Origin of the sequence: Amycolatopsis sp. NPDC052450 (assembly GCF_044547565.1) — a bacterium.
GTDB lineage: Bacteria > Actinomycetota > Actinomycetes > Mycobacteriales > Pseudonocardiaceae > Amycolatopsis.
The window spans coordinates 92,531-117,920 of sequence record NZ_JBIUAQ010000010.1; the positions used below are offsets into that span (position 1 = coordinate 92,531).

Genomic DNA, 25,390 nt, shown 5'->3' on the forward strand with positions numbered 1-25,390 from the left:
TGGGTGGCGAGACGGCGCGCGGACGATCCATACCGATGGTCGGCCGGACCGCGGAACTGGCCGCCCTGTTCGATGTCGTCACCTGCCCACCCGCGGTGGCGTTCGTGGAAGGTGAGGCGGGGGCCGGGAAGACCACCTTGATCGCCGCCCTCGCGGCGGCGGTGCGCGGCAGGAATCTGTGGCTGGCCGCCGGTACCTGTCAGCCACTGGATGAACCTTTCCCCTATGGCCCGTTGCTCGACTGTCTCGGGCGAGCCGGGGACAGGGTGGGCCATCCCGATCCGGTGACCGGCGCACTTCGCGGACACCTGCCGGAACTCGCCGATCTCCTGCCGCCGGCACCGCCACCGCTGGACCGCCCGGAGGCCGAGCGTCACCGGATGTTCCGTGCGGTCTGCGCGCTGGTGCGCGCGCTCGGGCCGGCCGTGCTCGTGGTCGAAGACGTGCACTGGGCGGACGACGACACCCGTCAGGTGCTGAGATTCCTGCTCGCCGATCCGCCGTCCGGACTGTCGCTGGTCATGACCTACCGGCGCGACGAACTTCCCGGCGATGCCCCGCTGGGTCCGGTCGTGCACCCACCTCCCGAGGTCGTCACCCATCACCTGGGACTGCGGCCGTTCGAGGAGCCGGAGGTACAGGCACTGATCGAAGCCGTGACAGGCGGCGTCGTTTCGGAGTCGTTCGCGACCGCGGTTCTGCACGAAACCGGCGGAATTCCTTTCGTGGTCGCGGAAACGGTCCGTGCGCTGCGTGATCGGCTCGTGGACACGCGGATCGAGGGGGTGGTGGCGGGCCGGGTCCTGGCCACCGTCGATGTGCCTGTCCTGGTGAAGGAGTCGGTGCTCGAACGACTGCACCGGCTGATCGAACCGGAGCGTGCGGTCGCCGAGGCGGCGGCCGTACTGGGCGATGCGGCGCCGGCGGAGATCCTCGCCGCGGTCGCGGGGTCTCCCGGACTGCACCCCGTGGTGAACTTGGTGCGCTCCGGCATGCTGACGGAAAGCCCGCCGAACCGGTACGGCCTCCGGCACGACATGGCGCGGCGGGCGGTGTACGCGGCCCTGCCGGGACCGCGTCGGCGGGAGCTGCACGGCGCCGCGGCACGCGTGCTGGCAGACGTGGCCGGGTGGCCGGTCGCGCGGCTCGCCAGGCACTGCGCCGAGGCCGGCATGCCGCAAGAGTGGTTGCGATACAGCGAAAGCGCCGCGGACGCCGCGGCCGAGGCAAAGGACATGTCCCTTGCGGTGGACTTGCTCTCCCGAGTGGTCTCCGACCGCGACGTGCCCGCCGAGGACTTGAACCGGCTGGCCACAAAACTCTGTGGGTACGCGCTGGCCGGGCTGCCTGACGCCGACGTGCTCATGCGCATCGAGGCGCTGCAGTCAGACCCCAGATTGGCCGCCGGCGTGCGCGGCGAGGTGCGTCTGTGCTTTGGCACCCTGCTGGTACGCGAGTCTCTGCTGGACCGCGGCTGTGCCGAAATCGCCCACGCGATAGAGCTTCTCGGCGACCAGCCCGAGCGCATCGCGTCCGGGATGGCACTGCTTTCCGTGCCATACCTTGACATCGCCACCGTAGCCGACCACCGGGCCTGGCTTCTGCGGGTGGAGGACCTGCTCGCTCATCTGCCGCGGCGCCCGGTGCGCACGGCGGTGCTGGCCACGGTGCTCGGTGGGCAGCTCATCGTCGGTGACCCGGTCATCTGGGATCGGATCACCCTGCTGCCCGCGCCCGAGGACATCGACGACCCCGCTGAGATCAGGCATCTCGCCAGGGCCTACGCCAACCTGGCCGACGCGTGCTCGTGGACCGGCCGCGACCGGCAGGGGCGAACGTTCCTGCACACCGGGTTGGCGATGGCCTCACGTGCGGGCGCCGATTATGTGGTGGCGACAACCGAAGCCACCGCGGCCCGGCTGGATTGGCTCGCGGGCGAGTGGTCAGGTCTGGCCGAGCGGGTACAGGCGCTGAGCCACACCTATGCCCACCTGCCACACATCGCGAACGAACTGAACCTGGTGATCGGCTGGCTGGCCGCCGCACGCGGCGACTGGCTGACCGCCGAACACGGATTCCGCGCCGCCCTGGACACTCACCCGACGGCGGTGATCCCGGTGGCGGTGGCCGCGGCGGGAGGGATGGCCGCCATGCTGCTCAGCCGGGACGACACCGCGGCTCGCGGTCACGCGGAACGCGGACTTGCCCTGCTCCGCGGGAAGGGCTCCTGGGCATGGACCGCCGAGATAGTCCCCCAGGCTGTCGCGTGCCACCTCGCCGACGACGAGATCGGTGCCGCGCGGCAGCTCGTCGCGGAGGCCGAGGAGGAGCTGGACGGCATCGACGCGCCCTCGGCGCGGATAGCGCTCAAGGTGTGCAGGGCGCAGGTGGCAGCCGCGGCAGGAGATCACGACGACGCGGAGCAGTACTACCGTGACGCGCAGCTGCGATACCAGGAACTCGGGCAGCGCTACCGCGCCGCGCAGTGCGCCGACCGAGCCGCTCGTATCACCGGCGCCGATCCCGCGATCTTCCGTGAACTGGCCATCACGTTCGACGCCCTGGGCGCCACCGTCGACGCGGCCCGCTGCCGCCACCACATCCGCAGCACCGGCACTGTCATCCCTTCTGTCCGTGGCCGCCGCAGCTACGGCACGGAGCTGTCGCCGCGCGAACACGATGTCGCACGCCTGCTGGCGAACGGCCACACCAACCGGGAGATCGCTCAAGCCCTGTTCATCTCACGGCGCACCGTCGAGGACCACGTCGCCAACGTACTCCGCAAACTCGACGCTCCGTCCCGGCGCGATGTCCGGCTCTGAACCCGCCGGAAGTCAAAGCGACCCAGGCCAATCGGCTCGAAGCCGAGCTGAACCACCTGACCTCGACGGATTCAACGACCGAAGCCGACACCTGCGAACCGAGAGCGCACGGACAGGACAGCCGTACCGCCCCGCATTTTATTCGATCTCGTACCAACTGTTCACAATGGTGCCACCTGACGGGAAGGTGACCTCCGACCGAAACGGATTGTACTTCCAAGGACCAAATTCCCGAGTGCAATTCACGCGACAATAGTCAGCCACCACGCGATAACGACTGTTGGTCTTGCATACCACCGTCGCCTGGGGCACTGAGCAGAACATGGAGTCGGTGTTCACGCCGTCCAACGCCTCGTGGTCGAACTGGAACGAGTGCGAGTTCGCCGCGCTGCGGTACTTCACCCCCGACAGCAGCGATTACCCTCCCACACCGCCCAAGAGACCATGGCTAGGAGAAGAAAGCCCTGGTGAACACCGCGCCGTCACCCTGCACGGCGGCCTGAACGACATGGGTCGCGCTCGCACAGGCCGCGTTCGGCGGGCAGTACGTGAACGAGTTCACGCCGAGGGCGTTGTAGACCCGTCCCGGAATACGGTCCGCGTTGTCGACCACCCCGGCCGGGTTGAAGTTGAGCCCGCCGGTCAACTGCAAGATCGTCACGATCGTCGGCTGCTGCAGGCGTGTGACCGTGACGGTCGAGGGGTCGATGCAGAGCGAGGTGTCGGTGGACTGGGTGAACAGCGAGGTGTTGGTCGGGACGTGAACGACCGTCCACGCTGGAGCGTACGCCGCACAGATCTCCTGCAATTGTGTGGCGGGAACGGCCAGCCGCTCGGCGTCCTTTGCCGGCACCAGCTTGAACTGCGCGGACGCCTCGGCCGCCGTCAGCTTCGGGGCGGCCGACTCCGCCTGGGCGGACGAGCCAACGGCGAGCAGCCCGAACACTGCCGCGGCCAGAGCGGAGAAGATCTTGAGTTTCTGGAACACAGTGAATCCTTCCGTACACGGATGCCCGGGTCTGCCGGGGCCGCCGCAATCGACGACCCGGCAAGTCTCGCCGGGTGCACTGGACGGAAACTGGACCCGCATTGGACGAGGCGGCACCGTGCTCGATGTCGCGATCGACGACCCATACCGGACAGGAATCGAGGTCCAGCACCCAACGATCGAGCCCGGCCTGATGAACTTCCTCCGCAGCACCTCGGATGCTGCACGCTGGTGATCGACGGCGCGATGTCCGATTCGTTCAAGACCGCGGTGCCGGCTCTGTGATGGTGTTGGCCTGTTCCGTCCTGACTATTGCGGGAGCCGCAATGAGATTCGGTTACGCCATCGTGTACGTCTCGGACGTCGCCCAAGCTGTTGACTTCTACGAGCGTGCTTTCGGGCTCACTCGCGCGTTCGTTCACGAGTCGGGCGATTTCGCCCAGCTCGACACCGGCAGCACGGCACTTGCCTTCACCAGCCACCAACTGGGGGCGAAGGCAGTGCCAGTTCCCTACGCCGCCCTCGATCCCGCCATGCCACCGGCAGGGCTCGAGTTCACCTTCATTACCGATGACGTCGCCGATGGCTTCGCCCGCGCGGTCGCGGCGGGTGCCACCGCCCTGGCCGAGCCACACGACACTGCCTGGGGTCAGGTGGTCTCCTATGTCAGAGACCCCTACGGCACCCTCGTGGGAATCGCCTCGCCGGTCACCGGGTCCTAACCCGTCAAGGGCCACTCAAGCAGAGCAGCCAGCTGGGAGCACCCACTGTTTCCAGCAGGGTGCCACCGAACGAACAATGGTCCGCCGACACTGGAACGACACCCACCGATGGCCAGGTTTCGCGTCGACGGCGACCGGATTCACCCATGACTGCCACTAGCAATACGACTCTCACACCACTGTCGGGAAGGACTCCGCTCAGCAGGATAAGTGGTTCACAGCGGTGCTGTGACTTGCTGCTTCGTAGCGGCGCGGGTTGTCCGAGGCGATAAGGAGAGCCCGATGAGTCTGAACGAGGCGTTCGACGAATATTCTCGGGTCTTTACGACCCTTCAGTGGGTTGCGCGAGGAGAACTACCATGAGGTGATGGCCGCGTTGCAGGCTCTCACCGACCAGCTGCAAGCCGACTCGGTGCCGCGTGAAGTCGTTTCCGCCGTGGTCGGGATCTGTCACTTCGCGCGAGCCTGGGGCGTCGCGCCTGACGGCATGCTCCGTGGGAACGGCCTGATCGACGACGAGGACGCGGCGCGCCTCGAGGAATGGATCTGGGCTATCTCCTACGCGCTGTCGATGATCTTGGATGGCGACGCGGCGGAGGCCTTCGCCGCGTACGACAACGAACGTCTCCGATAGGAACGGATACGTGAGAAGGTCAGCAGGCCTTGACGACGACCGAGTGCGCCTTGCCGCTCGATCGCAGGCTCGTGAGGCTCAGCAGGGAGAGATCAGATCGGTTCGTGCCGGTCACGTCCTAGCGGGGCTGCTTAACGAGGTAGAGGCTCCCCATCGATGCCGGGTATCGCCGAGGCGAGGCGGCCCGTGCGACGCAGCCAGATCTCCAGGGGAAGGGTTACCAGTGGAGGAATCGCTGCCAGAACAGCGATGATCGTGACCCGCAGGTTCCAACCCAAGGTGACCGCGGCGGCGATGGTCACGACCACATAGGCGATGAAGGCGATGCCGTGCATCATGCCGAAGATCCGCACGCCTAGCTCGGTGGTTTCGGTGACGTACTTGAGGAACATGCCGGCCAGCAGGCCTGCCCATGTCGCTGCTTCAACGAATGCGACCGCGGCGAAAGCCTTTCCGATGCGGGCGATCGGGCGAGTGGCGACATCGATGTCGAGGGTCACGTTCCACATCCGTTCGTTGGGCAGTCCATCCAGCGATTATCCCGGACAGCCGTGTGGTTCTTTCGGCAGCCCGGAACGGGCATGCCCGTTGCGGTCGCCAAGACCAGATCATGCACGCCTGGCTGGTACCCAGCCCGGCCTTCACGGAGAACGCCGGCGAACCCAACAGCCGTAGCCGGTACCGGTTCTCCGCGTCGATGAAACCTGGTACGCGTGATAAACGGGCTCCCTGCCGGCTCACCGCCGCTGAACTCCCGGCCCGCACTCTCGGCCGACTCACCTGAGTCGGCCGTCGGGCGGCGAAGCTGACCACGCAACGCCACCCTGGTATGCGGAGCAGGCAAAGGTGTCCCCTGCCGCGGTCACCGAGGGCCTCGGCTGTTAGGCGAGCGTGACGGACCGCAACAGTTCGCGGCTATAAGGGTCACTCGCCGCGGCAGGCCAACGAGGCTCTGCGCGGAATCACGTTTGCGGCTTAGCCTCATACCCGACCGCGACAGAGTCCTGTGCCCCTAGGTGCTGGGGCAATCTCGATGCTACTTATGGCAGATGGCACCTGACGCTCTTGGACTAGGTCGGCTCGAACGCCTCACCAACCCGCGCGACGTGTGGGAACATGAGGCCAACGACTTCACTCCCTGGCTCGCTGCGAACATCGACGTACTGAGCGACGTGATCGGTCTTCCTCTCACGGTCGTCGGCCAAGAGGTGCTGGTCGGCGACTTCCGCCTCGACATCCACGCCACGGACCCAGCCGGCAAGACCGTGATCATCGAGAACCAGCTCGAGCCGAGCGATCACTCCCACCTCGGCCAGCTGCTCGTCTACGCCAGCGGCCTCGAGGCCTCCACCGCCATTTGGATCACCACCCGGCTCCGCGACGAACACCGCAGTGCATTGACCTGGCTCAACGAACGCACCGACAGCGACGTACGCGCCTTCGGGATCGAGCTGAGCGTGGTACACATCGGTGACTCCTTGAAGGCCCCAGTGCTGGACGTGGTGGTGGAGCCCAACGACTGGGCGAAAGCGGCAAAAGAGATGTCCAAGGCTGTGGCCTCGCCAAAAAACCAGCAGCGCATGGCCTTCTTCGAAGACGTCTTCGACCGGATCGCCACGACCTACACGGCCATCCGGACTCCGAAAACACAGACCGACAGTTGGTGCAGCTTCGCCTCCGGGCAGTTCGGCTACTACAGCCTCACCTTCACCAAGCAGGGCTACCGCGTCGAGATCTACCTCGACACCGGCAGCAAGCCGTCGACCAAGCAGATCTTCGACGAACTCGCCGCAGACCGCGAGTCGTTGGAGGAGACAGTGGGCTTCGCTCTTGACTTGGACCGCCTCGACGACAACCGCAGCAGCCGCATCGCCACCTACCTCGATGGCTTCGACCTCAATACGGCAGACGAGACTGCCCGGCAGCAAGCGATCCAGTGGAGCGCCACCCGGGCAATCGCACTGCACCAGCACCTCGATGGCCGGCTCCGCAGCCTCGCGAAGACCGCCAAAGCTGCCGAGCAGGCCCTAAACCAGCTAGCCGGAGGGGCATGAGTGACCATCACGCCGAGCACCATCGCGGAGCGCATCCTCGAAACTCTTCGCACCACAGCGCAGCCATGGGACGACGACGAGCTCGCCGAAGCGCTTGACGTCGCACAGCGACAGACGGTGAACCAAATATGCCGTCGTCTCGCCGCCGATAGGCGGCTCCATCGATATGTCGGGCCAGCAGGGAAGTTGGTCAACAGCCTTGCTGCGCCACCGAGCGCGAACTCCGCGGTTGCGCCGGCCGGTGTTCGAGCCGATGACAGCTCGACGACAGCCATACCACCCGGCTCGAGCGCGGAACAACGAGCCGCCGAAGTCCTGATGATCGCGTACCTAACGAAAGAGCTCGGCGTTGAGCTGACGCCGCGACCGATCACAACACCAAGCGGCGCTCGAGTAGAAATTGACGGGGTCGACGACGCACGCACGGTCCTGGTCGAGGCTTGGGCTCACCAGGGGCCACCGAAGCCAGCTCAGAAGAACAAGGTGCTGGCCGACGCCTTCAAACTCAGCTGGATCGCCTCGACGATCATGCCAAGACCGCGACTTGTTCTGTGCTTCTCCGATGTCGCCGCGGCCAGGCCCTTCCGTGAGGGGCGAACATGGGCCGCTGCGGCACTCCGCGACTTGAATATCGACATCATAGTGGCGGCCTTACCCGACGACGTCCGAACGGTCATTCGTAGCGCACAAAAACGGCAATACAGATAGCACAATCGATCGCACAGCGTTCGGTCAGTAGCTCAACTCACAGAGGCACGGCTTCTTGCTTGAGCTTCGCCGCCCCTTCGGTTAGTAGCTGTGCCCCGACGTTGGCCACCGCTGCGAGCCAACCGCCCCTGGTCAAGAACGCCGGCCGAACATCAGTCGCTGCGGACAGCTGGAAGATGCCAACTAGCGTCTCGCCGACGGATAAGCCAAGCAGGGAATGCGCACTCGGCGCGGTCACGCAGGAGTGATCGCGTTAGGTCACGATGTGTCAGTCCGTGGTGACCTTGACGGTCACTCCGGTACCGGCGGAGAGTCGAAGTCGTCAAGGGCACGTGGTTTAGTTCGCCGTGCGTCACCGGTAATCAGGGAGGAATCGCCGTGTCGGTGCTGGACAAGCTCAAGCAGCTACTCAAAGGCCAAGAGGACCAGGCGGGCACGGGGATCGACAAGGCCGGTGACTTCGTGGACGACAAGACTCAAAACACGCACAGCAGCCAGGTCGACAGCGCTCAAGAGAAGCTCAAAGAGCAACTCGGCGGAGACAACGGCCAGGGCGACCCGCCACGTTCATGATGTCTGGATATGGCTTGCGCTTCGGCGTGTCCGCGGACTCACCGCCGCCCCTGTGATGCTTGGTCGCTTCGAGTGTTCATCGCCTCGTGCGGCCGCGTGTTCCGCTGATTTCGATGGTGTGGTGGGTGTCGGCCGTTCACGGGTTTTCACCGTGCGGCGGGATCGATTGGGGAAAGGTGAAGAAGTTCTCTGGGTCTACGGCGGTTTTCACTCGTCGCAGCCGTGCGTGGTTGTCGCCGTGGTAGGCGACCAGCCAGTCGGTCAGCTCGGGGTCCATGCCGTTGGTGTAGCCGCCGGTGCCCAGGTGCGGCTGCATGGTGGTGTGCACGTCGCGCAGCCAGGTCAGCCGCTGCTCGACGTGGTCGGGTTCGGTGGTCTGGTCCCAGAAAGAGTGGTACTGCACGACGCCGAGCGCCCGGCGATGAGGAAACGCCGAGGCTGCGGGCGCGACGTCGGCGACGGCGCCCCCGAGGGCCTCGATGAGCAGGCCGCCGGCTCCCCCTGCCACTGGAATCGCGGCGACGGCGCCGGCGAGGTCGTGCGCCGCCGCCGGGCTTATCGGGCGGTGGACGATGTGTGATTTGGCGGCGAACGCGACTCGCGCGCCCCAGGTGCCCCCGCCCCAGCGTTCGGGTTCCGAGGCCGCCTGCGCGTACCCCATCGGCACCAGGATCCGCTGGGTCTCGGGGCTGCCGATCGCGGCGACCATGCGGTCCAGCACCGGGTGCAGCTCGGCCGGAGTGCCGATGAACGTGCCGGTCGCCGCGGGCGGCGCGGGACCACCGCGGTCGCTGAGCAGTTCGACGACGCTGCGGATCTCGCGCGGGGTGGCCGGGTCGGTGTGCCAGGCGGTCCAGCCCCGGACAACGGCGGGCAGGTCGCGGCTCGGCCAGGACAGCAGGAAAGACGTGAATGAGAGGTCTTTGATGTCTTCGGTGGTGAACTCCAGGTCCGTGACGACGCCGAAGTTCCCGCCGCCACCCCCACGCAACGCCCAGAACAGGTCGGGTTCCCGGCCGGCGCCGACCCGGCGCAGGTGGCCGTCGGCGGTGACGATCTCCGCGCTGACCAGATGGTCGCAGGCCAATCCCCAGGCGCGGGTGAACGCGCTCATCCCGCCGCCGAGGGTGACGCCCGCGAGCCCGACCGTGGGGCAGCGGCCCAGTGGCAGCCCGGCACCGGCCGCTGCCAGCGCCAGGTGCGCCTGCATGGCTTTGACCCCGGCCCCGAACCGGGCACGGCCGGCGGTGACGTGGCTGGTGGTGAGCGAGCTGGTGTCCAGCACGAGACCGGGACCGGTGGAGTAGCCGGCGTAGCTGTGGCCACCGGATCGCAGTGCCAGTGGCAGCCGGTTCGTCCGGGCGTAGCGGACGCACTCGACGACATCCTGCGGTGTCGCCGGGTAGACCATCGCCTGCGGGCGCACGGTGTCGAAACGCTGGTTCACCAGGAGCCTGCCCTGTTCGTAGGCGGCGTTGCCCGGTTCCAGCACCATGCCGTCGATGCTCCCGGCGAGATCGGCGAATCTCGAGCGCCTACGGGACGGGGCCGGCGCGACGGCTTTCGCGCGGCGGAGCGCGGTGAGCGTGTGGATGTCGGTGAGCACCGGATAGTCGAACGGCAACGGCCGCGGCCCGACCTGGTCGGGAATCGAGGTGAAGCCGCCGTCCGCTTCCTGTTGTTCCATCAGGTATGCGACCGCGCGCAGGGCGGCCTCGGGCGCGCCGTGACGCGCCACGACCGGCGTCGCCTGCGCGGTGGAGAGCACGTCGCTGGGCTGGTCCTCGGTCTGGCCCCAGCCCCGGTCGGAGTGCTGGGTGGCGATCAGCCGGGTGGTCGCCCGCCGGGTCGCGTCCGCGATCCGGCGGTCCGTGGCGAAGAACGGTATGGCGTGCAAGGCGTCGAGCGCCCGGAGGATGGCGCTCGACTCGCTGACCGTCCAGCTGCGTTCGAAGGTGCCGTCGGGCAGCTGGGCGTCCAGCACGAAGTCCACCGCGCCGGTGAGCAGCTCGCGGTGGCGTTCCCAGTCCGGTGCCAGCGCGAGGATCGCGCCTGCGGTCATGTCCAGGTCGGGGGCGTCGCCGCGGACCCAGGTCGGGAAGCCGCCGTCGGCGTCGGCGATCGCGGTGAGGTAGCCGGTGGCCCGGGCGAGTGCCGTGGAGTATCGCCCTGGTGCCGCGTTGAGGAATTCCATGCACCTGGTCGTGGTGTCCACATCGGTCTGGCGCATGCCGGTCGCGAACGGCCACCCGCCGTCGGGTGCCTGCCAGGCCACGACGAACTCGGCCATCCGGTGGGTGAGCGGCGTGAGGTCGCGGTGGTGGAGGAATTCGAGTCCGGCGACGGCGGTGAGCCAGAGGTCCTGGCTGTCCAGGAACGGCAACCCGCCGTCGTCGTTGACCGCCAGCGTCACCCGAAGCAGCCCGTCCACGACGGCCCGATCGGTGCGCCGGAAGGTGTGGGCCGCGTGCAGGCCGAGCAGGTGCGTGGTGGCGCTGGCCTCCCACAGCAGCCTGTTCCGGCTGCCGCGCAGGAGGCTGACCAGCCGGTCCCGTTCCGGTCCCGAGACCGCGTGCGGCCGCGCGCAGGCGTGTGCGTGGATGACCCTGGCGGACAGCAGGTGCACGTCGGTGAACGTCGTGATCCGCTCCGGCGGCACAGCCGCGGGGGCGTCCTCGTGCTTCAGCGGCGCACCGCAGAGCAGGTGCAGCACGGTGCGCAACATGACTTCCTTCAGCCGTCCGCGTCCGGCGGTTCCCCGGCTCACCGTCATCGGCAGTGCGGCGGCGCGATCGATCGCCCGCCCCGCCATGTCGTGCGGGAAGAGGCACGCGTCGATCAGCAGCGTGTCGATGTCGTCAGCGCCGGACCACCGCTCCCGCAGGAACCTCGTCAGCCGTTCCTGCTCGTGCGGATAGGAACCATTGGCGCGTAGCAAGGCCAGCAGCAGCGCCGACTCCAGCACCCGGCTTCCGCAGCGATCGTCCACCGCGCCCGTGCCGCGGACCGCGATCGCGAGATGCCGGGTCAAGGCCGCGATACCGCGCTTGCCGCCGCCGGGCAACCCGCCCGGGGCGTTGCGGTGGGTTTCGCCTTGCCAGGCCAGCGCGCCGTCACGGATCCGGCGCAGCACCGCGATCCGCACGGTGTCGCCGGTGAAGGCGTCGAAGTCGTCCATGCGCGCGGCCAGCATGGACCGTGCCCTCGCGGCGGCCTCGGGCAGATCGCAATCGTGTTCGCGGGCCAGCACGCCGACCAGGTTCTCGGTGCCCTCGTCCAGTTCCCGTTTCGCGGAGCTGATGTCGTTGGCCCAGGCGATGATGTCGGCCGTGATCTCCCGCAAAGGATCGAGTGTGGAGTCTTCGGGCAGGGCGCGTTCGACGAGCGCGATCGTCGGCAGCGCCGTGATGGTGTGCCTGCGCAGTGCCAGATAGTCGTCCAGCCCCAGCTGTTTTCCTGAGGCACGCAATTCGGTCTCGGTGCAGGTGGCCTCGGCGAAACGCCGATACAGCTCGGTGAACCGCGCCGCCCATCCGGGCGCGGCCGAAGCCAGAGTGCGCGGCCACAGGCCAGCCAGGGCCTTTACAGCCGGATGCCCACCCGTCCCGCCGTGCTCGAGCACGCCGATCACCTGATCCAGCAGCGCCCGCACCTCATCAGGCGGAGTCCGCTCGCCATCGAAACCATCGTCCACGAGCGCGATGAACGCACCCCACTTCGCCACCAGTCCCAGCTCCGCCGTCCCCGCCCCGGGCGCCAGCCAGCCCGCCAACCGGCCCTGCCCCATCCTGGCCAGCCCGCGCTCGCCCTCCGGACTGGCCACCAGGCCGACACGGACAACCCAATCACGCACCTGTCGTTCGGCGTCGACCCAACCGGGCTCACAAATGTGGGGCACGGAAACGATCCTTCGGCCTGCTGTCGCATTGGTCGATCGACCAAGCGCATGAAAGACCTCACCCGATAAGGGGGCGCCACAAATGCGCGCAGTGGCAAAGAAGCGCGAGGCGGTCATTCCGTGGAGTCATGGAACGTCCTCGCCAAGGTCGGCACGCTGCACGGCCCGGCGACTCTGGCCGGGCGGATGGACTGCTCGACGTCTGGAGCGTGGGATGCGTTGATCAGCGGCCGGCGATCAGCATCATCGATCACGTTTCCACTGGAGCAATTGCCGACGTGGTCGCTTACGAGGTCGCCAAGCACCGGCACGACCGCGACCTCTTGCGGACACACATTCGCCGCGCTGAAATTCCAGTTGCCGACAGCGTCGACTCCAGCACCGACCGAGCGGTTCGACTTGGGTCGTGCATGGCTTTTACGAGTTGTTCAGCAACACGCAAGACATAGTGGATGACTGATACTTCGCGTCGCGAACCCGTATGCGCCCCAACGGTTTCACACGGTAGCAAACTCACCCTTTTGGTAGTTCCCAGCACGTTTCCAAATGCGTGCGCAATTCACGTCGACGTCTGAATCCGTGGATCTTCCTGGGCGAGTTCGCCACTGAGCGAACTGTGACGCATCCCTGCCCGGACTGCCTGAATTAGCGGTTTAGCGGCGACAGGGTTGCCATTGACGCCGGTCGGCGGTTTTCCTGGTGTCGGGGCCGGATGAGCCGGTCCACAGAGAAAGGAGACGTCATGCAGGACTTCACAATTCAGGCAGACGAGGCTCAGGCAACGGTCGCCTACGAGCCGCCCATGCTGCTCGACGCGGGCAGCTTCGCCGAACAGACTCGTGGATGGTTCGGTGACTGGCCCGATCACGACAGCGGTCTGTGGCTCTGACCGGCTCCTGACCTCACACCGTGGCCGACATGGACGAGTTCCCGACGCAGTGGTTCGTCGCGTTCCCCGACTCGGACGACGTCCGCGACGTGCTGGACCGGCTGCCGGCCACGGCGACACGGATCGCGTCACACGCCTCGGGCAGGCCGTGGCTGATAGGTGACCTGCCTGCTGGGCAAAGCATGACCATCGAGGCCGGACGTGTGCGATTGGTGGTGCTCGGACTCTGCCCGAGCACCACCTCCGCACTGACCGAGCAGCTCTCCCGTGTCCGGCGCCCCGAAGATTTGGACCGGCTGGCCGGAACGCTGCGGGGAAGTTGCCACCTCGCGCTATCGGTGGATGGGCACTACCGCCTCCAAGGCACGATCTCCGGTTTACGGCGGGTTTTCCACACCCGTCCCAACGGCACGGTGGCCGCCGACCGCGCGGACGTGCTCGCCGCGCTGACCGGGGCGCGCCGGGACGAGCAGTGGCTCGCGCTGGGGCTGCTCAGATCCCTGCCCCACCCGCTCGCCGACGTCCGGACCCCGTGGCAGGGCCTAAAAGCGGTGCCCGCCGACTCCGCACTGGTAGTCGATCCCGACGGGCGAGCCCGAGTGCGGCGCTGGTGGACACCGCCGGAACCGGTCAGGTCACTGGCCGAGGGCGCTGAGGTGCTGAACGCCGAACTGTCGCGTGCGGTGGCCGATCGAGTACGCCTCACCTTCCCCGGCCGGCCGGTGGGGTGCGACCTGTCCGGAGGAATGGACTCGACCTCGCTGTGCTTCCTCGCCCACCGCCAGGGCGCCGAACTGGTCACCATCACCAAAAGCGGCCGCGACGCCAACAACGACGACGCGTATTGGGCCGACCTCGCCGCGGCCGCGATGCCCGGTCTGCGCCGCGAGATCCTCGACGCGAACGACCTGCCGGACTATTACACCGGGATCGACGAGCCGCATCCACCCACCGACGCGCCCTCACCACTGGTCCGCGGGCGTGTGGCGCTGAGGCTGAACGCGGACCGGTATGCACACCACGGCGTCACCATCCACCTGGCCGGTCACGGTGGCGACGAGGTCGTCTCCGCTCCCGATGGCTACCTGCACGATTTGATCCGCCGCGACCCGCGCACCGCGCTGGACCACCTCCGCGGACATCGCGCCCGGCGCCGCTGGTCGAAAACGCGTATCGCGCGCGGTCTGCGGGACCGCGCCACCTACGCCGAGTGGCTGACGTCCGAAGCCAGGAACCTGACCGCGCCCGACGCCGCGAGTCCGCTGTTCGGCTGGGGACCTCCGCTGCGCATGCCGCCCTGGGCCACCGACCACGCCATCAGCGTGGTGGCCGACGCCGTCCGCGACGCCGCCACCGACGCCCGGCCGCTCGCGCCGGCCCGTGGTCAGCACCAAGCGCTGCAACGCATCCAGGGCGCCGGCCACTTCTACCGGCTGATGGCACAGGAACTGCACCACCCCACCATCGCACTGCCCTACCTCGACGACCGCGTAGTGGAGGCATGCCTGTCCGTGCGGCTTCCCGAGCGAGGCACGCCCTGGCACTTCAAACCGTTGCTGACCCAGGCGATGCGCGGCACCACACCCGAGAAGGTGCTGGCCCGAACCACGAAGGCCACCACCGCCACCGACTGTTTCCACGGCCTGCGCGGCGTCCGCGACCGCCTGCTGGACCTCGTCGCGACCTCACCGCTGGTGCGGCACGGCCTCGTCGACGAGGCCACACTGCGCGATGCCGTGCTGTCCCCGCACCCCCTCCAACTGGGGGCACTGGAGTACTCGCTGTCCTGTGCGAGCTGGCGCCCCCTGACACCGACCACCACCCCGGGAGGCATCACATGACTCTCCACCTCCACCCACGCGTGGCCGTGACCACGACCGACACCGGCATGGTCCTGCTCGACCAGAACTCCGGGCGGTACTGGGAACTCAACCCCACTGCCGCGACAGTGATACAGGTGATGATGGACGGCGGAGTGCCGGAACAGGCCGTGCAGAACCTGGTACGGCGCACCTCCGTTACCGCCGAACGAGCCTCCCGGGACGTCACTACTTTCCTGGACACCCTGCGCTCCCGTGGATTGGCGGTCACAGAATGAGCGCACCGGTCTCCGTCACCGCGCCCACCCCGCTCTCCTGGTGGCGACGCCCCCCGGCACTGCTGGCCGTGGGTGCCGCGTGGCTGCTCACCCGCCAATCACCCGCCCGCATCCAAACCATCCTGTTACTGGCACGCCGGGGCGCTCGACCCGCAACCTACGCCCAAGCTTCACGAGCCAAAGAAAACGTGCTCGCCACCAGCGTGCAATGCGCCGGTGAGGGTTGCCTGCAACGCTCCCTGGCCACAGCCCTGCTCTGCCGGCTTCGGGGCACCTGGCCCACCTGGTGCACCGGCGTACGCACACGACCCTTCGGCGCACACGCCTGGGTACAGGCCGACGACCACCCCGTCGACGAACCCTATCCCCGCGACTACTACCGCCCGATACTTGTCGTCCCCCCGACCTGAGTGATCCAAGAGCAGGACGGCACCACGAACCCGAGGCCGATGTCGTTGGCGCCGACGGTGATCGTGACCAGGTCGGTGTCCGGCCGCAGCGCGTCGTACTGGGGCGCGACGATCCCGAGTTGCCTGCCCGCCATAGCGTCGATCGTCGCGGCATTGCAGCTCACATCGGTCAACTCCGCACCGAGCAGCCGTGCTACCACGTTCGGCCGACTGCGACTCGACCGCAGGCGCGTCGGGTTCGATCGCCCGGCCTGGCCCACCGACGTGAGCTGGATCTTCCTGTCGACGACCAGGAAACCCGCCCTCGGCGTCGGATGGGAATGGCGGGAACCCTGCGTGGCAGGCGAAGCGCACCTGATCGCGCACAGGGTGATCCATGATTGCCTCGTTCGTAGGGTCGAACGGGCGCGATTCACTTCTGGCGACGATGGCCGCCCGGCTCGCGGTCCCCGATCCCGCCCGTTCCGAGCGGCTGCTCGGCGGCGTCGGCCCGCTCTGGGACCGGTGGACGCTGGTGGCGATGGCCGAGCTGGCTGTCGCGGTGGCCCCCTCAGACCCCCCGCCGGGCCAAGAAGCTGCTCAACGAAGCGGCATCTCTTGCCCACCATGCCTCGTGGGATGAATCAAAAGCACTGGCGGACATGGCGATCGTGGTGGCGCCCAGCGATCCTCGCCGCGCGACGCGCCTGATCGAGTCCGCTGCCAGGGTGGGCGAGGAGAACCGTCACGGGGGTGTCCACTACGCGGCGATGGCCGCGACCGCGTTCGATCTCCGGCTTGCCGAACGGATCGCCACCTCGGTGGGCCCTCCGGAGGAACGGGCAGGTCTTGACCGCGGTGGCGAGAGAGGAAACAGAAAATTGCTACGCCACCAACCGGCTTCGCAGAGCACTCCTCCGCCTATTGGCACACCGGAGCAAACGGAGACATAACGGAGACCAGCCACGATAAACGCAGAGGCGAAATTACTGCCGAAGGACCCACATCCCTGCAGGTCGGCAGCGGCATCGAAATGGTGGGCCGGGTCGGGCTCGAACCGACGGCCAAGGGATTATGAGACCGCAGCTCCGGCATGTCAGCCAGTGTCGTCGAATGCTAGTTTCTGCCGGTTTGCGCAGGTCAACGCCAGTTTGAGCCCGGGCCGAGTGCCGCTGCGTGTCGGCCTGTATCGGGCTCTACGTGGGCAACGGAGCCCAATCGGAGACGACGTGCCCGCCCATTCGGCAGCACCTTTGCCGCCAGCAGGACCACCATGCCCTCCCCGCTCACCGGCGCGGCATCCCCTCCCGCACCGCCGGAATCACCAGTCACACCCAAATGATCAAGACACTCCCGTCACCCTGCACTGCGACATCCACCGCCCAGCTGAAGAAGGACTCATCGCTGGCAACGTCTCCACCACTTCCGCGCCGTCATGGCCTTCGTCACCATTGACACCGCCGATCACCTTGGCGTCAACCAAGCCACCCTGGTCCGACAGCTGCACCGCCTCAAAACCGACATCGGCGCTGCGCTCTACCACCGCGCAGTCCATGTACCCCACCCGCCGTGGCACAGCACTACTACACGCGCTCGAACGCCCCGATGCCCAGCGGCAACTCGCCACAGCGACCACCCACGGCATCAAAGCCGGCAGTCAACTACTGCGGAAGCCGTAGGAAGAAGACGATCAAATGATCACCTCAACGCGGAAAGGACAGCTATTTCATCTGATGCAGCATTGGTTAGATCGCGGTGCTCTGTGAAGGGCTCGCCTCGGATAGTGCTTGAGATGACAAAAAGATTAACCATCCACGCCGTCGGCAAGCGATGGGTCGCCATACACAACCTCGCGAATGAGCAGGTTCCCCGCACCCCAAGTTAGAAGCCTCTCGAAGGCTGCGGGGCTCACCAACAACATCGTGCCCCGTGTACGCGGCCAGGGCAGATGGTAGGCGCCACCTTCGTAATGACTCCGCCAGGTGATCATGGTCAACGCGGGTCCGGTTTCGTCATGCAGCACGAACGGCTCAGTGGCCGGCTGCAGGCAAAGTGCCAGTCTTAACGACAGGCTCGGTACCAGTAGGTGATCGTGCACACCGAGGCCGCCGCGGGCGTCACCCATGAACTCGTCGTTGACGTCGATGCCAATCAGCGGACTGGTGGTGTCGGTGGAGACCTCGTTGAGCAACGGTGGCATAGCGGCGAACCAGCTCGATGCGCTCTCAGCGCAGAAGGGACGGCAGCGGAGCCCAGCCGCATCACTGCGCCGACGAAGTTCCACCGCGAGATCGCGGCCCGACCGGCGCAGAAAACTGTCTCTCTCGGGCCACACCGGCAACACCGTGGTTTCCTCAGTGCGGGCGATCACTCGCCAATGCCGGTAGCGGCCGGCCGACAAGGTGTCGCACTCCTCCAAGTCTATGGACGCCACCGTCTCAACAAGATCAGCCTTCGCTGAGCGTCGTGACTGCACCCCGGCGACGTCGCGCGCACGGGCCCAGATTGGATCCTTGGCGTCGGGTGGAGCAATGATATCGGGGCGAGGCTCGCGGATGCACTCGATCGCAAGGGGCGGTCTGGGATCGTTGACGAGAACATGGGCGAGCGCGTGCTCCCATGCTGCTGGGTTCGCAGGCGGTCGTCCGGAGGCCAGAAGCGCGGCGCGGCCACCGGATGCCGCCAGTTGCAGGGCTTCCTCCACGAGCGCAAGACGGCCGGTGAACGCGTCAGCCCACCGCCGATGCCTTGTATCTGCGAGGTTCTGTGCCTCACCTTGGATTTCCTTCATCCTATCTGTGTCGCTCAGCGCGGCATCGACGCGGGCGACGACGGCGAGACCCAGATCGGGCAGCAACTCTTCGGCTACCAATAGTCTGTGTCCGGCGAGCCCGCCCACCAGCCGCGCTGCCTCTTCACTGAACGGTTCTTCGCCTGTGGGCAGCAACAACGCTGAGTTGGCGAGAAGAGCGGCGTCGGGCGGCGTCGCGGGTGGTGAGGTGGCGCGGCTCCCCAGGAGCTTTGATGCCAGTGCTCGGACGGTCAGGTGCGGCCCGTTCGCGTGTTGTTGAAGAGCGTCTTGGCACTGCTGTGCCACCACGGGCTGCAACGCGTCGATGTCGGCGATCACCGCAAGCAACCATGACAGCAGGGCAGGTTCGCTAAGAGCTGGCAGAACAGCCGACAACGCCTTGATTGCCGCCTCGGGACGGTGCAGCAAGAGTAACTCGTAGGCGAGGAGAGCCCGACGACGGTTTTCCTGGCCAGGATGTGCCATGGTCCCGAGTACGGCTTCGCAGAACACGCCGTCGATGTCGCCGGTCAGGTCGCTGTTCGTGTTCACCTCAGATGGCGTATAGCGCACCCACGGGTCGTCCTCGGACGACATTCGTGGCGTGCGGAGGGAAATCACCGAGTGTGCCTCGTCCCACGCCGCAAAGCTTGCGCCGTGTCCGTGGGTGGGAGACGTGAGCCCGTCCACGAGGCCGGCGTATATCAGTGCTTGGCTGACGCCGCGTGAACCACGATGGCCGCCCGCGACGACCTGGGTAACCTCCGCAGCGACGGTCACCCACGTTGCATCCGCGTCCAGGAGAGTGGCATGGCGCAGTGACTCCAGCTCCTTCTGCCCACCGAAGTTCATCCAGAAGCCGTCGCCGCTCGCCCGGGTCCAAGCCAATGCAAGGGCTACGGCGGCAAGCTTGGGGTTGCCGCGACGTTCCAGCTCATGTCCCAGTAGCTTGAGCAGGCCGCTGCGGTCGAGTGTGTCGGCTGTATCGGCGAGACTGCGCAGTGCGGCTGTCGCGTCTTCCTCAGTACCGGCTTCCGCCAACTGGACCAGACGATCGCCGATGATGGTGGCGAAGTTCTCGGGAGCCCAGTCCAGGCTCGACGTGTCATAGGGACGGCGGCGCCAGGCGCGAATGGCGCGGTTGAGTCCGACAACACCGTTGGGGAACTCGCTGACAACGTTCTGTTCAGGGCTGACAGGCGTCTGCGACGCCGTAGCGGGTTGCCGGCGCGGCGTCTCGTCGGTAGGAGGAACGCAGATCTGCGGCGCATTCACCTGCGCTGCAATGAGATTGAGTTTCTTTACCCACGCTGCGTGTTGTGCGATGGACTCATCGCTGTTGGCATCCGGGTCGCGCAGCGGACGTTCGTCGGCCCTGGCAAGGAGAAGAGTGAGCAGCTGTCCGGCAAGGTCTTCCCCGGTGCTGGCGGTGATGTTCGCCAGCCGCTCGGCCATGGCGGGATCGGCAGAGTCGTTCGTCATTGGTAGTGCCAACCGAAGTGCGCCGCCGACGATTGGATCGGCGCTCTGATACCACGACCGCCACACGTCTTCGAGCGCGCCGGCGTACAAGTCGTTGATGTGGCCGCATCGTTTCAGCAGTGCCGGCACGGCCAGCCGAGTGAGGCCCACGGGGTCGGCTGCAGCGAGGGTGGCCCACCACCGGATTCGGGCAGCGCGGGTTTCTTTCCCATCTGTGTGACGTGTCACTCGCTCACAGGTGGGTTGCACCTGGGCCAGGCGAGCTCGGCCCCTCGCGGGATCCGCGGCAACAAGAGTCTGGAGTGGATCGAGCACTTCATAGATCGTGGTGTCCTTGTGAAACCCGTAGGCGGTCATGAGACGGCTGGCTTCGTGCCAAGAGGATTCCGCTCGGCCCAGGTCACCGCCTGCAATAGCGAAACGCGCGGCCATGAGGCGGTACTCGGCCAGGGTCGAATAGTAGCGTCGTCCCGAACCTTCGGTGAGCGCTGTGTCGATCAACTCTTGGGTCGCGGCGCGGCGGCCCTGTGTGGTCGTCGCGTCGATCGCCAGCGTTAGAAGCGTGTCCGGAGTAATGGGGCCGGCGTCTTGCCCGCGCAGGGACACTCCGACGTCTTCGCTGACGTGGCGGAGGATGAGCAGTGCCGCTGGCCACTTGTCGTCGTCTAGGAGAGCGATGGCGCGGCTCAGGGTGCTGGTGATCTGCTCCCGAATCGGGTAAAGGTCGCAGGCACGAGGCTCGCCAGCGAACGGATCTAGATCACCTGCCAACTTGCCGACGGCATCGAACGCGAGCTGACCTCGATCTGCCTCAGCACTTTCCGCCTGCACCAATGCAAGCGCGAATCGCAGCCAGCATAGGTACCATCCTGCCCCGCCGAGCATGCCTTCCACGGTCGGCAGGATCGTCGGGTCGCGTCGCGCGGCGATCGCGCACTGGTCGAGCCAAGTCGGCACCCGCTGCGCGACATGAAGAGCCCCCTGCCCCGTGACCTCCCTGGTGAGGTCTATCAGGGCGGTCCGCGCCTCGCTGACGGATGACTGGTCGATGTCCTGGGGCACCGCTCCGAGTTCGATCAGGCGGTGGGCGTTACCCGGTGCGGGCTCCCGCATCGCCAAGGGCAGCAGGCGGGCCAACAGTTCGACAGATATCGGGTCCGCGGAGCGACGGGCGACTTCGGCGAGGGCGAGCGCCGCGTCCGATGGACTGTCGAGGTGGTCGAGAAGTCCGGCGATAGATTGAACGCCGAGCACATCAGCGGCGATCGGGATGACGTCGTCGGGCGGCAAGTTGATTTCGTTGAGAAAGCTGGCGATGTCTTCCTGCTGCGGTGCATTGCGCTGATCCTCGGTCACAGCCTGCCGTAGCTGCCCACGTACCCAAGCCAGGTCGACCGCCTTGTCGGACTCGGCGTCGTAGTGAGTGTCGTTGTGTTCGTTCCATTTCAGGAAGGCTGGCAGGTACTCCTGCCAGGGAGCCACAGCGCCAGCTGCGTCGATGGCAGCGCACAGTTGGAGCCCGGCTCGCGCCGGTACCGCGGTGTAACCGTCGAACATCAGACGGCTGGCGAACTCCTCGCGGCCCAGCAGCGCCATAGGCACATCGATGTAGTCGACGATAAAAGAGTCCAGTACTTCGTATTCGAAGTTCTGGGCCGCGCGGGCCAACTCGACGCAACGTACCAGGGCCGGCAGGTCACGCAGCCGTCCGGCGCAGTCGGCCGCCACTGCGAGGTTGGCGGCGATGGCGGACGCCGGATGCCCGCCAGCCACCGCGTTCGCAGCGAAGGAGGCATCGACCAGGTTGAGCGCGTCCTCGTCACGGCCGGCTGCGGCCAGCGTCGGTAGCAGGAAGCGGAATGCTCGCTCGTCGCGGTAGAAGCCTCGCGCATCAAGCCATTCGATAACGAACCTGAGATTGGCTGCCAGCGCGGCAGAGTTGCCCTCCAGTTCCCGCCGCAGGAAGCGCGCAAAGGATTCGTGATACACCCGGATTCCACCTTGGGCAGCTCGCTCAGTCAGAACGGGCGCCAGCGTCGCGAGCGCGTCATCGAGCCGGTGGGCGAGCTCCGGTCGCATCTCGGCCAATTCGATCCGGCTGACGGGAAAGTCAAGCAGGCCAATGATCTCTGCGACACCCGAGCTATTGCCGAGGGCGACGTTCAGGTGAGCATAGTAGTTCTCCAACGTCCCGTCGAACGGCGGCAGAGCACGAAGGATGCTCTCGGAATCCGCCTCGGTCGGAGAATGCCTGCGGACCTCCCGACAAAGGTAGGTGGCGTACAGCGCGTTGCCGCGAGACCGCTCGCCGAGCGTTGCGAGGAAGCTGTCGGTTTGTTCGTCCTCCACGATGGACACTGTCACAGCGGACCTGGCCACCACGCCGAGCTTGGCGGCCAGGTCGTTCAGCTCTTCCGTGGACAGGCCGGGGATCTCTACGGTATGGGCATTTTCCTGGTGCAGCGGTGCAAGGTGTTGGCCGGGCTGGCTGAGTACGATGAGGACGCTGCCAGTCGGCATGTCGAGTCCGGCCAGCGCGAAGGCGAGCGCCGCAGACGGATCTGTCCCCGGCAGGGCCTCTCGAAGCCGTCCGACGTGATCAAGACCGTCGACCACCAGCGCGATCCGACGATCGGGCTGGGCCTCCATTGCGGACCTGACAACGTTGGCCAGCGACTCCTCGCTGGCGGCGTACAGGGGCCTCTGCGTCCCGACCAAGCTCGGATCGGCTTCGGCCAACCGTCCCAGCAAACTGCCGAAGACGGTCTCGGCTCGCACGCGTTCGTTGCGCTCGTCGAGAGTGTCATTGAGGTAGCAGTAGTGCTCCGCGACGAGCCATCCGGTCGAGAGCAGTTCCCGGACGAGCTGGTCGCACGTCCACGACTTGCCCTGGCCCGGCGGCCCAGTCAGGACGAGCGGAACCCCGTGACGGGCCGCATGTTCCACCGCTGCGCGAACGTCGGCCACGGTCGTGGGGCGGCCCACCTCGATCGAACGGTCGACGGGGTGTGCTCGTGAGACGGCGCCGAAGTCGCGCCTGATCTGGGCACGCGCTAACAGTGCTTCGGCGGTCGGCTCGCTCCGCCCCTGCCGGGCTTGTCTCGCGAAGGCCGTGAACGCATCCGCGACGTCCACCGCCGACCGGTCCGCATTGGGATAAGACTCCGCACCAACCTCGGTGCGTAGCCTGGTCAACAGAATCAACTCGGCCGGTCCCGGATCGTGCATGAACCCAGTCGACCTGGGCGCCTCGACCTCAATGACAAGGTGGCGGCACAACCAGCCCAGGTCGTCCCGGTCAACGGCCTTCTCGCCGGAGCGGAGGAATCCGAACCGAGACCGCTTGGATTTTGCCCCTGTCGCCTGTCGAGACGTTGGCAGCGGCCAGAGTCGGTCGACGTCGAACCGCAAGCGCCGGGTCTGCATACCGACTACAAACGGGCCCGGGTCGGGGTCAGCGGGCACCAAAACGTCGGTGAGCACCTCGTCGACCGGCCAGGTGTCCCTCAGAACGACACGAAACGCGAGATCAGTGACATCGCCGACCGTTCCGTCACGGTCGGCGATGGCAGCCACCACGAGACGATCGAGGCGGAGATCGCGTTTGTCGGTCGTGAAGGTCTCCACTGTCAACGGCTTGTCGTCGTTGTCGGTGTGCTTGAACTGAGTGCGTTCGCGACGGCCGCCGACCGTCACAACCGTGAGATCGTCGAACCGGTCGCCCTCAACCTGCTTCCTGTCCACTTGTGCGGCGATAGCTGTGCCGAGCACCAGGTCGACAAGTCGGCTCGCGGCCAACAAATCCTGATACTCGTACCCACGATGGGCCGACTGGAGGCTGGACATCAGACCAGATTAGGTGATCGGCCTGCCTACCAGCCCGCCCACGCGAAGTATGCGGCTACCGCTCAGGCCGTGCGCCATGCCTCCGGTTTGCCGAGCACGCCGACGGTCACTGGTCAATGCCTCGCAGGAACCACGCGGGCGTGTCACGGTGACTCCAAGTGGGTGGCCAACCGAGGAAACAAGTCATCGAGTGGAAGCCTTATTCGGCACAACTCGTCAGGTCGCCACGTCCGCGCGTAGATCGATACTCGGGGGCCAGATGTCGCCAGTTGTCGACAACCCCCACCGACCCGGTTAACCACCGACGCCGCCCCGGTCAAGGTCGCCGCCACTGTGCGACTACGGAAGGCAGTATGGCTGATACTCAGCGCGCAAGGCTGCTGGTCAGGTCCCGCGCGAGCTTCCCGTGAAGCGGATGTCTTTAGAGGACCGGACGCTTGACTATTCGATGCAATTCCCGGACCGTGCCGTCGCCGGGAGCGCGAACGCCGACGACTTCGTCGACGAACGCGGTGCGCGGTGGGATGTCAACGCTGTCCAACGGGCGGTCACCAGGATGGTGAAAGATCCACTTGGACGCCTCGCTCATGACTGCCAAATTGATCTGCTTGGCGCGCGTCGAGGTGGCCGGGAGCATAGCTGCCTGGTCCGCGCCATTTTTCATGAGTGCGAGTGCGGTCCGGCGGTTCAGCGGCATCACGATCATCGTCGCGTTGAGGCCGTCAACGATGGGCTGCTCTTCAGGCAGCTGCGGTGACCAGGTGCCAACTGGGTTGTCACTGGTCACGAGGCAATCAGCATCGAAATGAAACATGCGCCAGGGCCTCAGGAACAGGCGCGGGTGGAAGTCAATCATCGCCATGCGGAGGGACTCCTGGACGGCGAAAGGCTGAGACGGTTTCACCTTGGGGAACCCTTCGCCCTCCAATCGGTCCCGGAACGCGCGGACCGCAGCGTCATCATGGGCTTCGCCACGACTTTTCAACCACCGAGGAATTTGCTCTGGGTTGTTTGTCAATTCCATTTCGATGTGCTGCTGCGCTGCCAAGGTCATCAATGCCTCGGTGTCTTCGCGGAACCGCTGCGTTCTGGTCATCTGGACCGCGATGAACTGGGTGATCGCGTAGCGGTCCTCGGATGTCGGGGGAAACTGGCCGTCGAGAAGGCGCGGTAGCGCCCGAGCAGTCTCGTGTTCGATCCTCGATAGCAGCCCCTCGACGATCTCCGGATCGTGACCGTCGCGGTGACTCTCGGCGATCGTCTCGGTTGGCATCGCGTAGTAGCCCTCTTCGGCGCACATCAACTTCACCGGCCGCATCCGGGACCGATGAGGCGGATGGCGGTCGATGACGACGAGGTTCTGCCTGTCGTCAGCGAACCGACGGAGGTAGAACCTCGGCACGAGGTGATGTCTGGGCACTCATACGATGCTATTCCGCCAGGTCAAGGCGTTTGTTTCGTCGACACGGGTGAGCCAACGACTCGATGCGATGCAA

Annotated in this window: 17 protein-coding genes; 10 read left to right on the forward strand and 7 right to left on the reverse strand. The window is 66.4% G+C overall.

Annotated features, from left to right (window positions below; translation table 11 throughout):
- Nucleotides 1–35: 35 nt before the first annotated feature.
- Entirely contained in the window at nt 36–2,822 is a 2,787-nt protein-coding gene (locus ACIHAO_RS18855; RefSeq protein ID WP_396559425.1) for an ATP-binding protein, read from the forward strand.
- Between the two features lie 448 nt (nt 2,823–3,270).
- Here the strand turns inward: ACIHAO_RS18855 and ACIHAO_RS18860 are convergent, their stop codons facing one another.
- The gene (locus ACIHAO_RS18860; RefSeq protein WP_396559427.1) at nt 3,271–3,810 is read right to left on the reverse strand and encodes a hypothetical protein; all 540 of its coding nucleotides are present in this window, start codon (nt 3,808–3,810) and stop codon (nt 3,271–3,273) included.
- A 326-nt stretch (nt 3,811–4,136) separates the two neighbouring features.
- Here ACIHAO_RS18860 and ACIHAO_RS18865 point away from each other — a divergent pair, with 326 nt between their 5' ends.
- On the forward strand, nt 4,137–4,532 hold the full coding sequence (locus tag ACIHAO_RS18865; protein ID WP_396559429.1) for a VOC family protein: 396 nt from the start codon (nt 4,137–4,139) through the stop codon (nt 4,530–4,532).
- Nucleotides 4,533–4,899: 367 nt separating this feature from the next.
- Nucleotides 4,900–5,166, forward strand: coding sequence for a hypothetical protein (locus ACIHAO_RS18870; RefSeq protein WP_396559431.1), 267 nt, complete (start codon nt 4,900–4,902; stop codon nt 5,164–5,166).
- Nucleotides 5,167–5,297: 131 nt separating this feature from the next.
- Here the strand turns inward: ACIHAO_RS18870 and ACIHAO_RS18875 are convergent, their stop codons facing one another.
- The gene (locus ACIHAO_RS18875) at nt 5,298–5,666 is read right to left on the reverse strand and encodes a DUF3817 domain-containing protein (protein WP_396559433.1); all 369 of its coding nucleotides are present in this window, start codon (nt 5,664–5,666) and stop codon (nt 5,298–5,300) included.
- Nucleotides 5,667–6,215: 549 nt separating this feature from the next.
- Between ACIHAO_RS18875 and ACIHAO_RS18880 the strand changes: the two genes are divergently transcribed.
- The 3 genes from ACIHAO_RS18880 to ACIHAO_RS18890 all read left to right on the forward strand — a co-directional run bounded on the left by ACIHAO_RS18880 (nt 6,216) and on the right by ACIHAO_RS18890 (nt 8,501).
- Nucleotides 6,216–7,220, forward strand: coding sequence for a DUF4268 domain-containing protein (locus ACIHAO_RS18880; protein WP_396559435.1), 1,005 nt, complete (start codon nt 6,216–6,218; stop codon nt 7,218–7,220).
- The gene (locus ACIHAO_RS18885) at nt 7,221–7,928 is read left to right on the forward strand and encodes a hypothetical protein (RefSeq protein WP_396559437.1); all 708 of its coding nucleotides are present in this window, start codon (nt 7,221–7,223) and stop codon (nt 7,926–7,928) included.
- A gap of 378 nt (nt 7,929–8,306) precedes the next feature.
- Nucleotides 8,307–8,501 carry an antitoxin gene (locus tag ACIHAO_RS18890; protein WP_396559439.1) on the forward strand — a complete coding sequence of 65 codons (195 nt, stop codon included), beginning with the start codon at nt 8,307–8,309 and terminating at the stop codon, nt 8,499–8,501.
- A gap of 136 nt (nt 8,502–8,637) precedes the next feature.
- On the opposite strand, the gene ACIHAO_RS18895 is transcribed toward ACIHAO_RS18890, so the two are convergent.
- On the reverse strand, nt 8,638–12,354 hold the full coding sequence (locus tag ACIHAO_RS18895) for an FAD-binding protein (protein WP_396559441.1): 3,717 nt from the start codon (nt 12,352–12,354) through the stop codon (nt 8,638–8,640).
- Nucleotides 12,355–13,141: 787 nt separating this feature from the next.
- Between ACIHAO_RS18895 and ACIHAO_RS18900 the strand changes: the two genes are divergently transcribed.
- The 4 genes from ACIHAO_RS18900 to ACIHAO_RS18915 are packed head-to-tail and all read left to right on the forward strand — an operon-like array spanning nt 13,142 to nt 15,796.
- A complete protein-coding gene (locus ACIHAO_RS18900; RefSeq protein WP_396559443.1) occupies nt 13,142–13,288 on the forward strand; it encodes a lasso RiPP family leader peptide-containing protein in 147 nt (48 codons plus the stop codon).
- Between the two features lie 29 nt (nt 13,289–13,317).
- Nucleotides 13,318–15,129: an asparagine synthase-related protein gene (locus ACIHAO_RS18905; RefSeq protein WP_396559445.1), complete on the forward strand. Its 1,812-nt coding sequence runs from the start codon at nt 13,318–13,320 to the stop codon at nt 15,127–15,129.
- Complete coding sequence (locus ACIHAO_RS18910; protein WP_396559447.1) at nt 15,126–15,386, forward strand: lasso peptide biosynthesis PqqD family chaperone; 261 nt, start codon at nt 15,126–15,128, stop codon at nt 15,384–15,386. The genes ACIHAO_RS18905 and ACIHAO_RS18910 overlap by 4 nt, the downstream gene beginning before the upstream one ends.
- The gene (locus ACIHAO_RS18915) at nt 15,383–15,796 is read left to right on the forward strand and encodes a lasso peptide biosynthesis B2 protein (protein WP_396559449.1); all 414 of its coding nucleotides are present in this window, start codon (nt 15,383–15,385) and stop codon (nt 15,794–15,796) included. Before ACIHAO_RS18910 ends, ACIHAO_RS18915 begins: the two co-directional genes overlap by 4 nt.
- Here the strand turns inward: ACIHAO_RS18915 and ACIHAO_RS18920 are convergent.
- The 4 genes from ACIHAO_RS18920 to ACIHAO_RS18935 form a co-directional block, all read right to left on the reverse strand.
- Nucleotides 15,763–15,969 (reverse strand): hypothetical protein, encoded by a 207-nt coding sequence (locus ACIHAO_RS18920; RefSeq protein ID WP_396559451.1) that lies wholly within the window; start codon nt 15,967–15,969, stop codon nt 15,763–15,765. The genes ACIHAO_RS18915 and ACIHAO_RS18920 overlap by 34 nt on opposite strands.
- A gap of 1,148 nt (nt 15,970–17,117) precedes the next feature.
- Nucleotides 17,118–17,330, reverse strand: a complete 213-nt coding sequence (locus tag ACIHAO_RS18925; RefSeq protein ID WP_396559453.1) for a hypothetical protein — start codon at nt 17,328–17,330, stop codon at nt 17,118–17,120.
- 249 nt (nt 17,331–17,579) lie between these two features.
- Nucleotides 17,580–23,894, reverse strand: a complete 6,315-nt coding sequence (locus tag ACIHAO_RS18930; RefSeq protein ID WP_396559455.1) for an AAA family ATPase — start codon at nt 23,892–23,894, stop codon at nt 17,580–17,582.
- A 421-nt stretch (nt 23,895–24,315) separates the two neighbouring features.
- Nucleotides 24,316–25,314, reverse strand: coding sequence for a DUF4238 domain-containing protein (locus ACIHAO_RS18935; protein ID WP_396559457.1), 999 nt, complete (start codon nt 25,312–25,314; stop codon nt 24,316–24,318).
- Nucleotides 25,315–25,390: the final 76 nt, after the last annotated feature.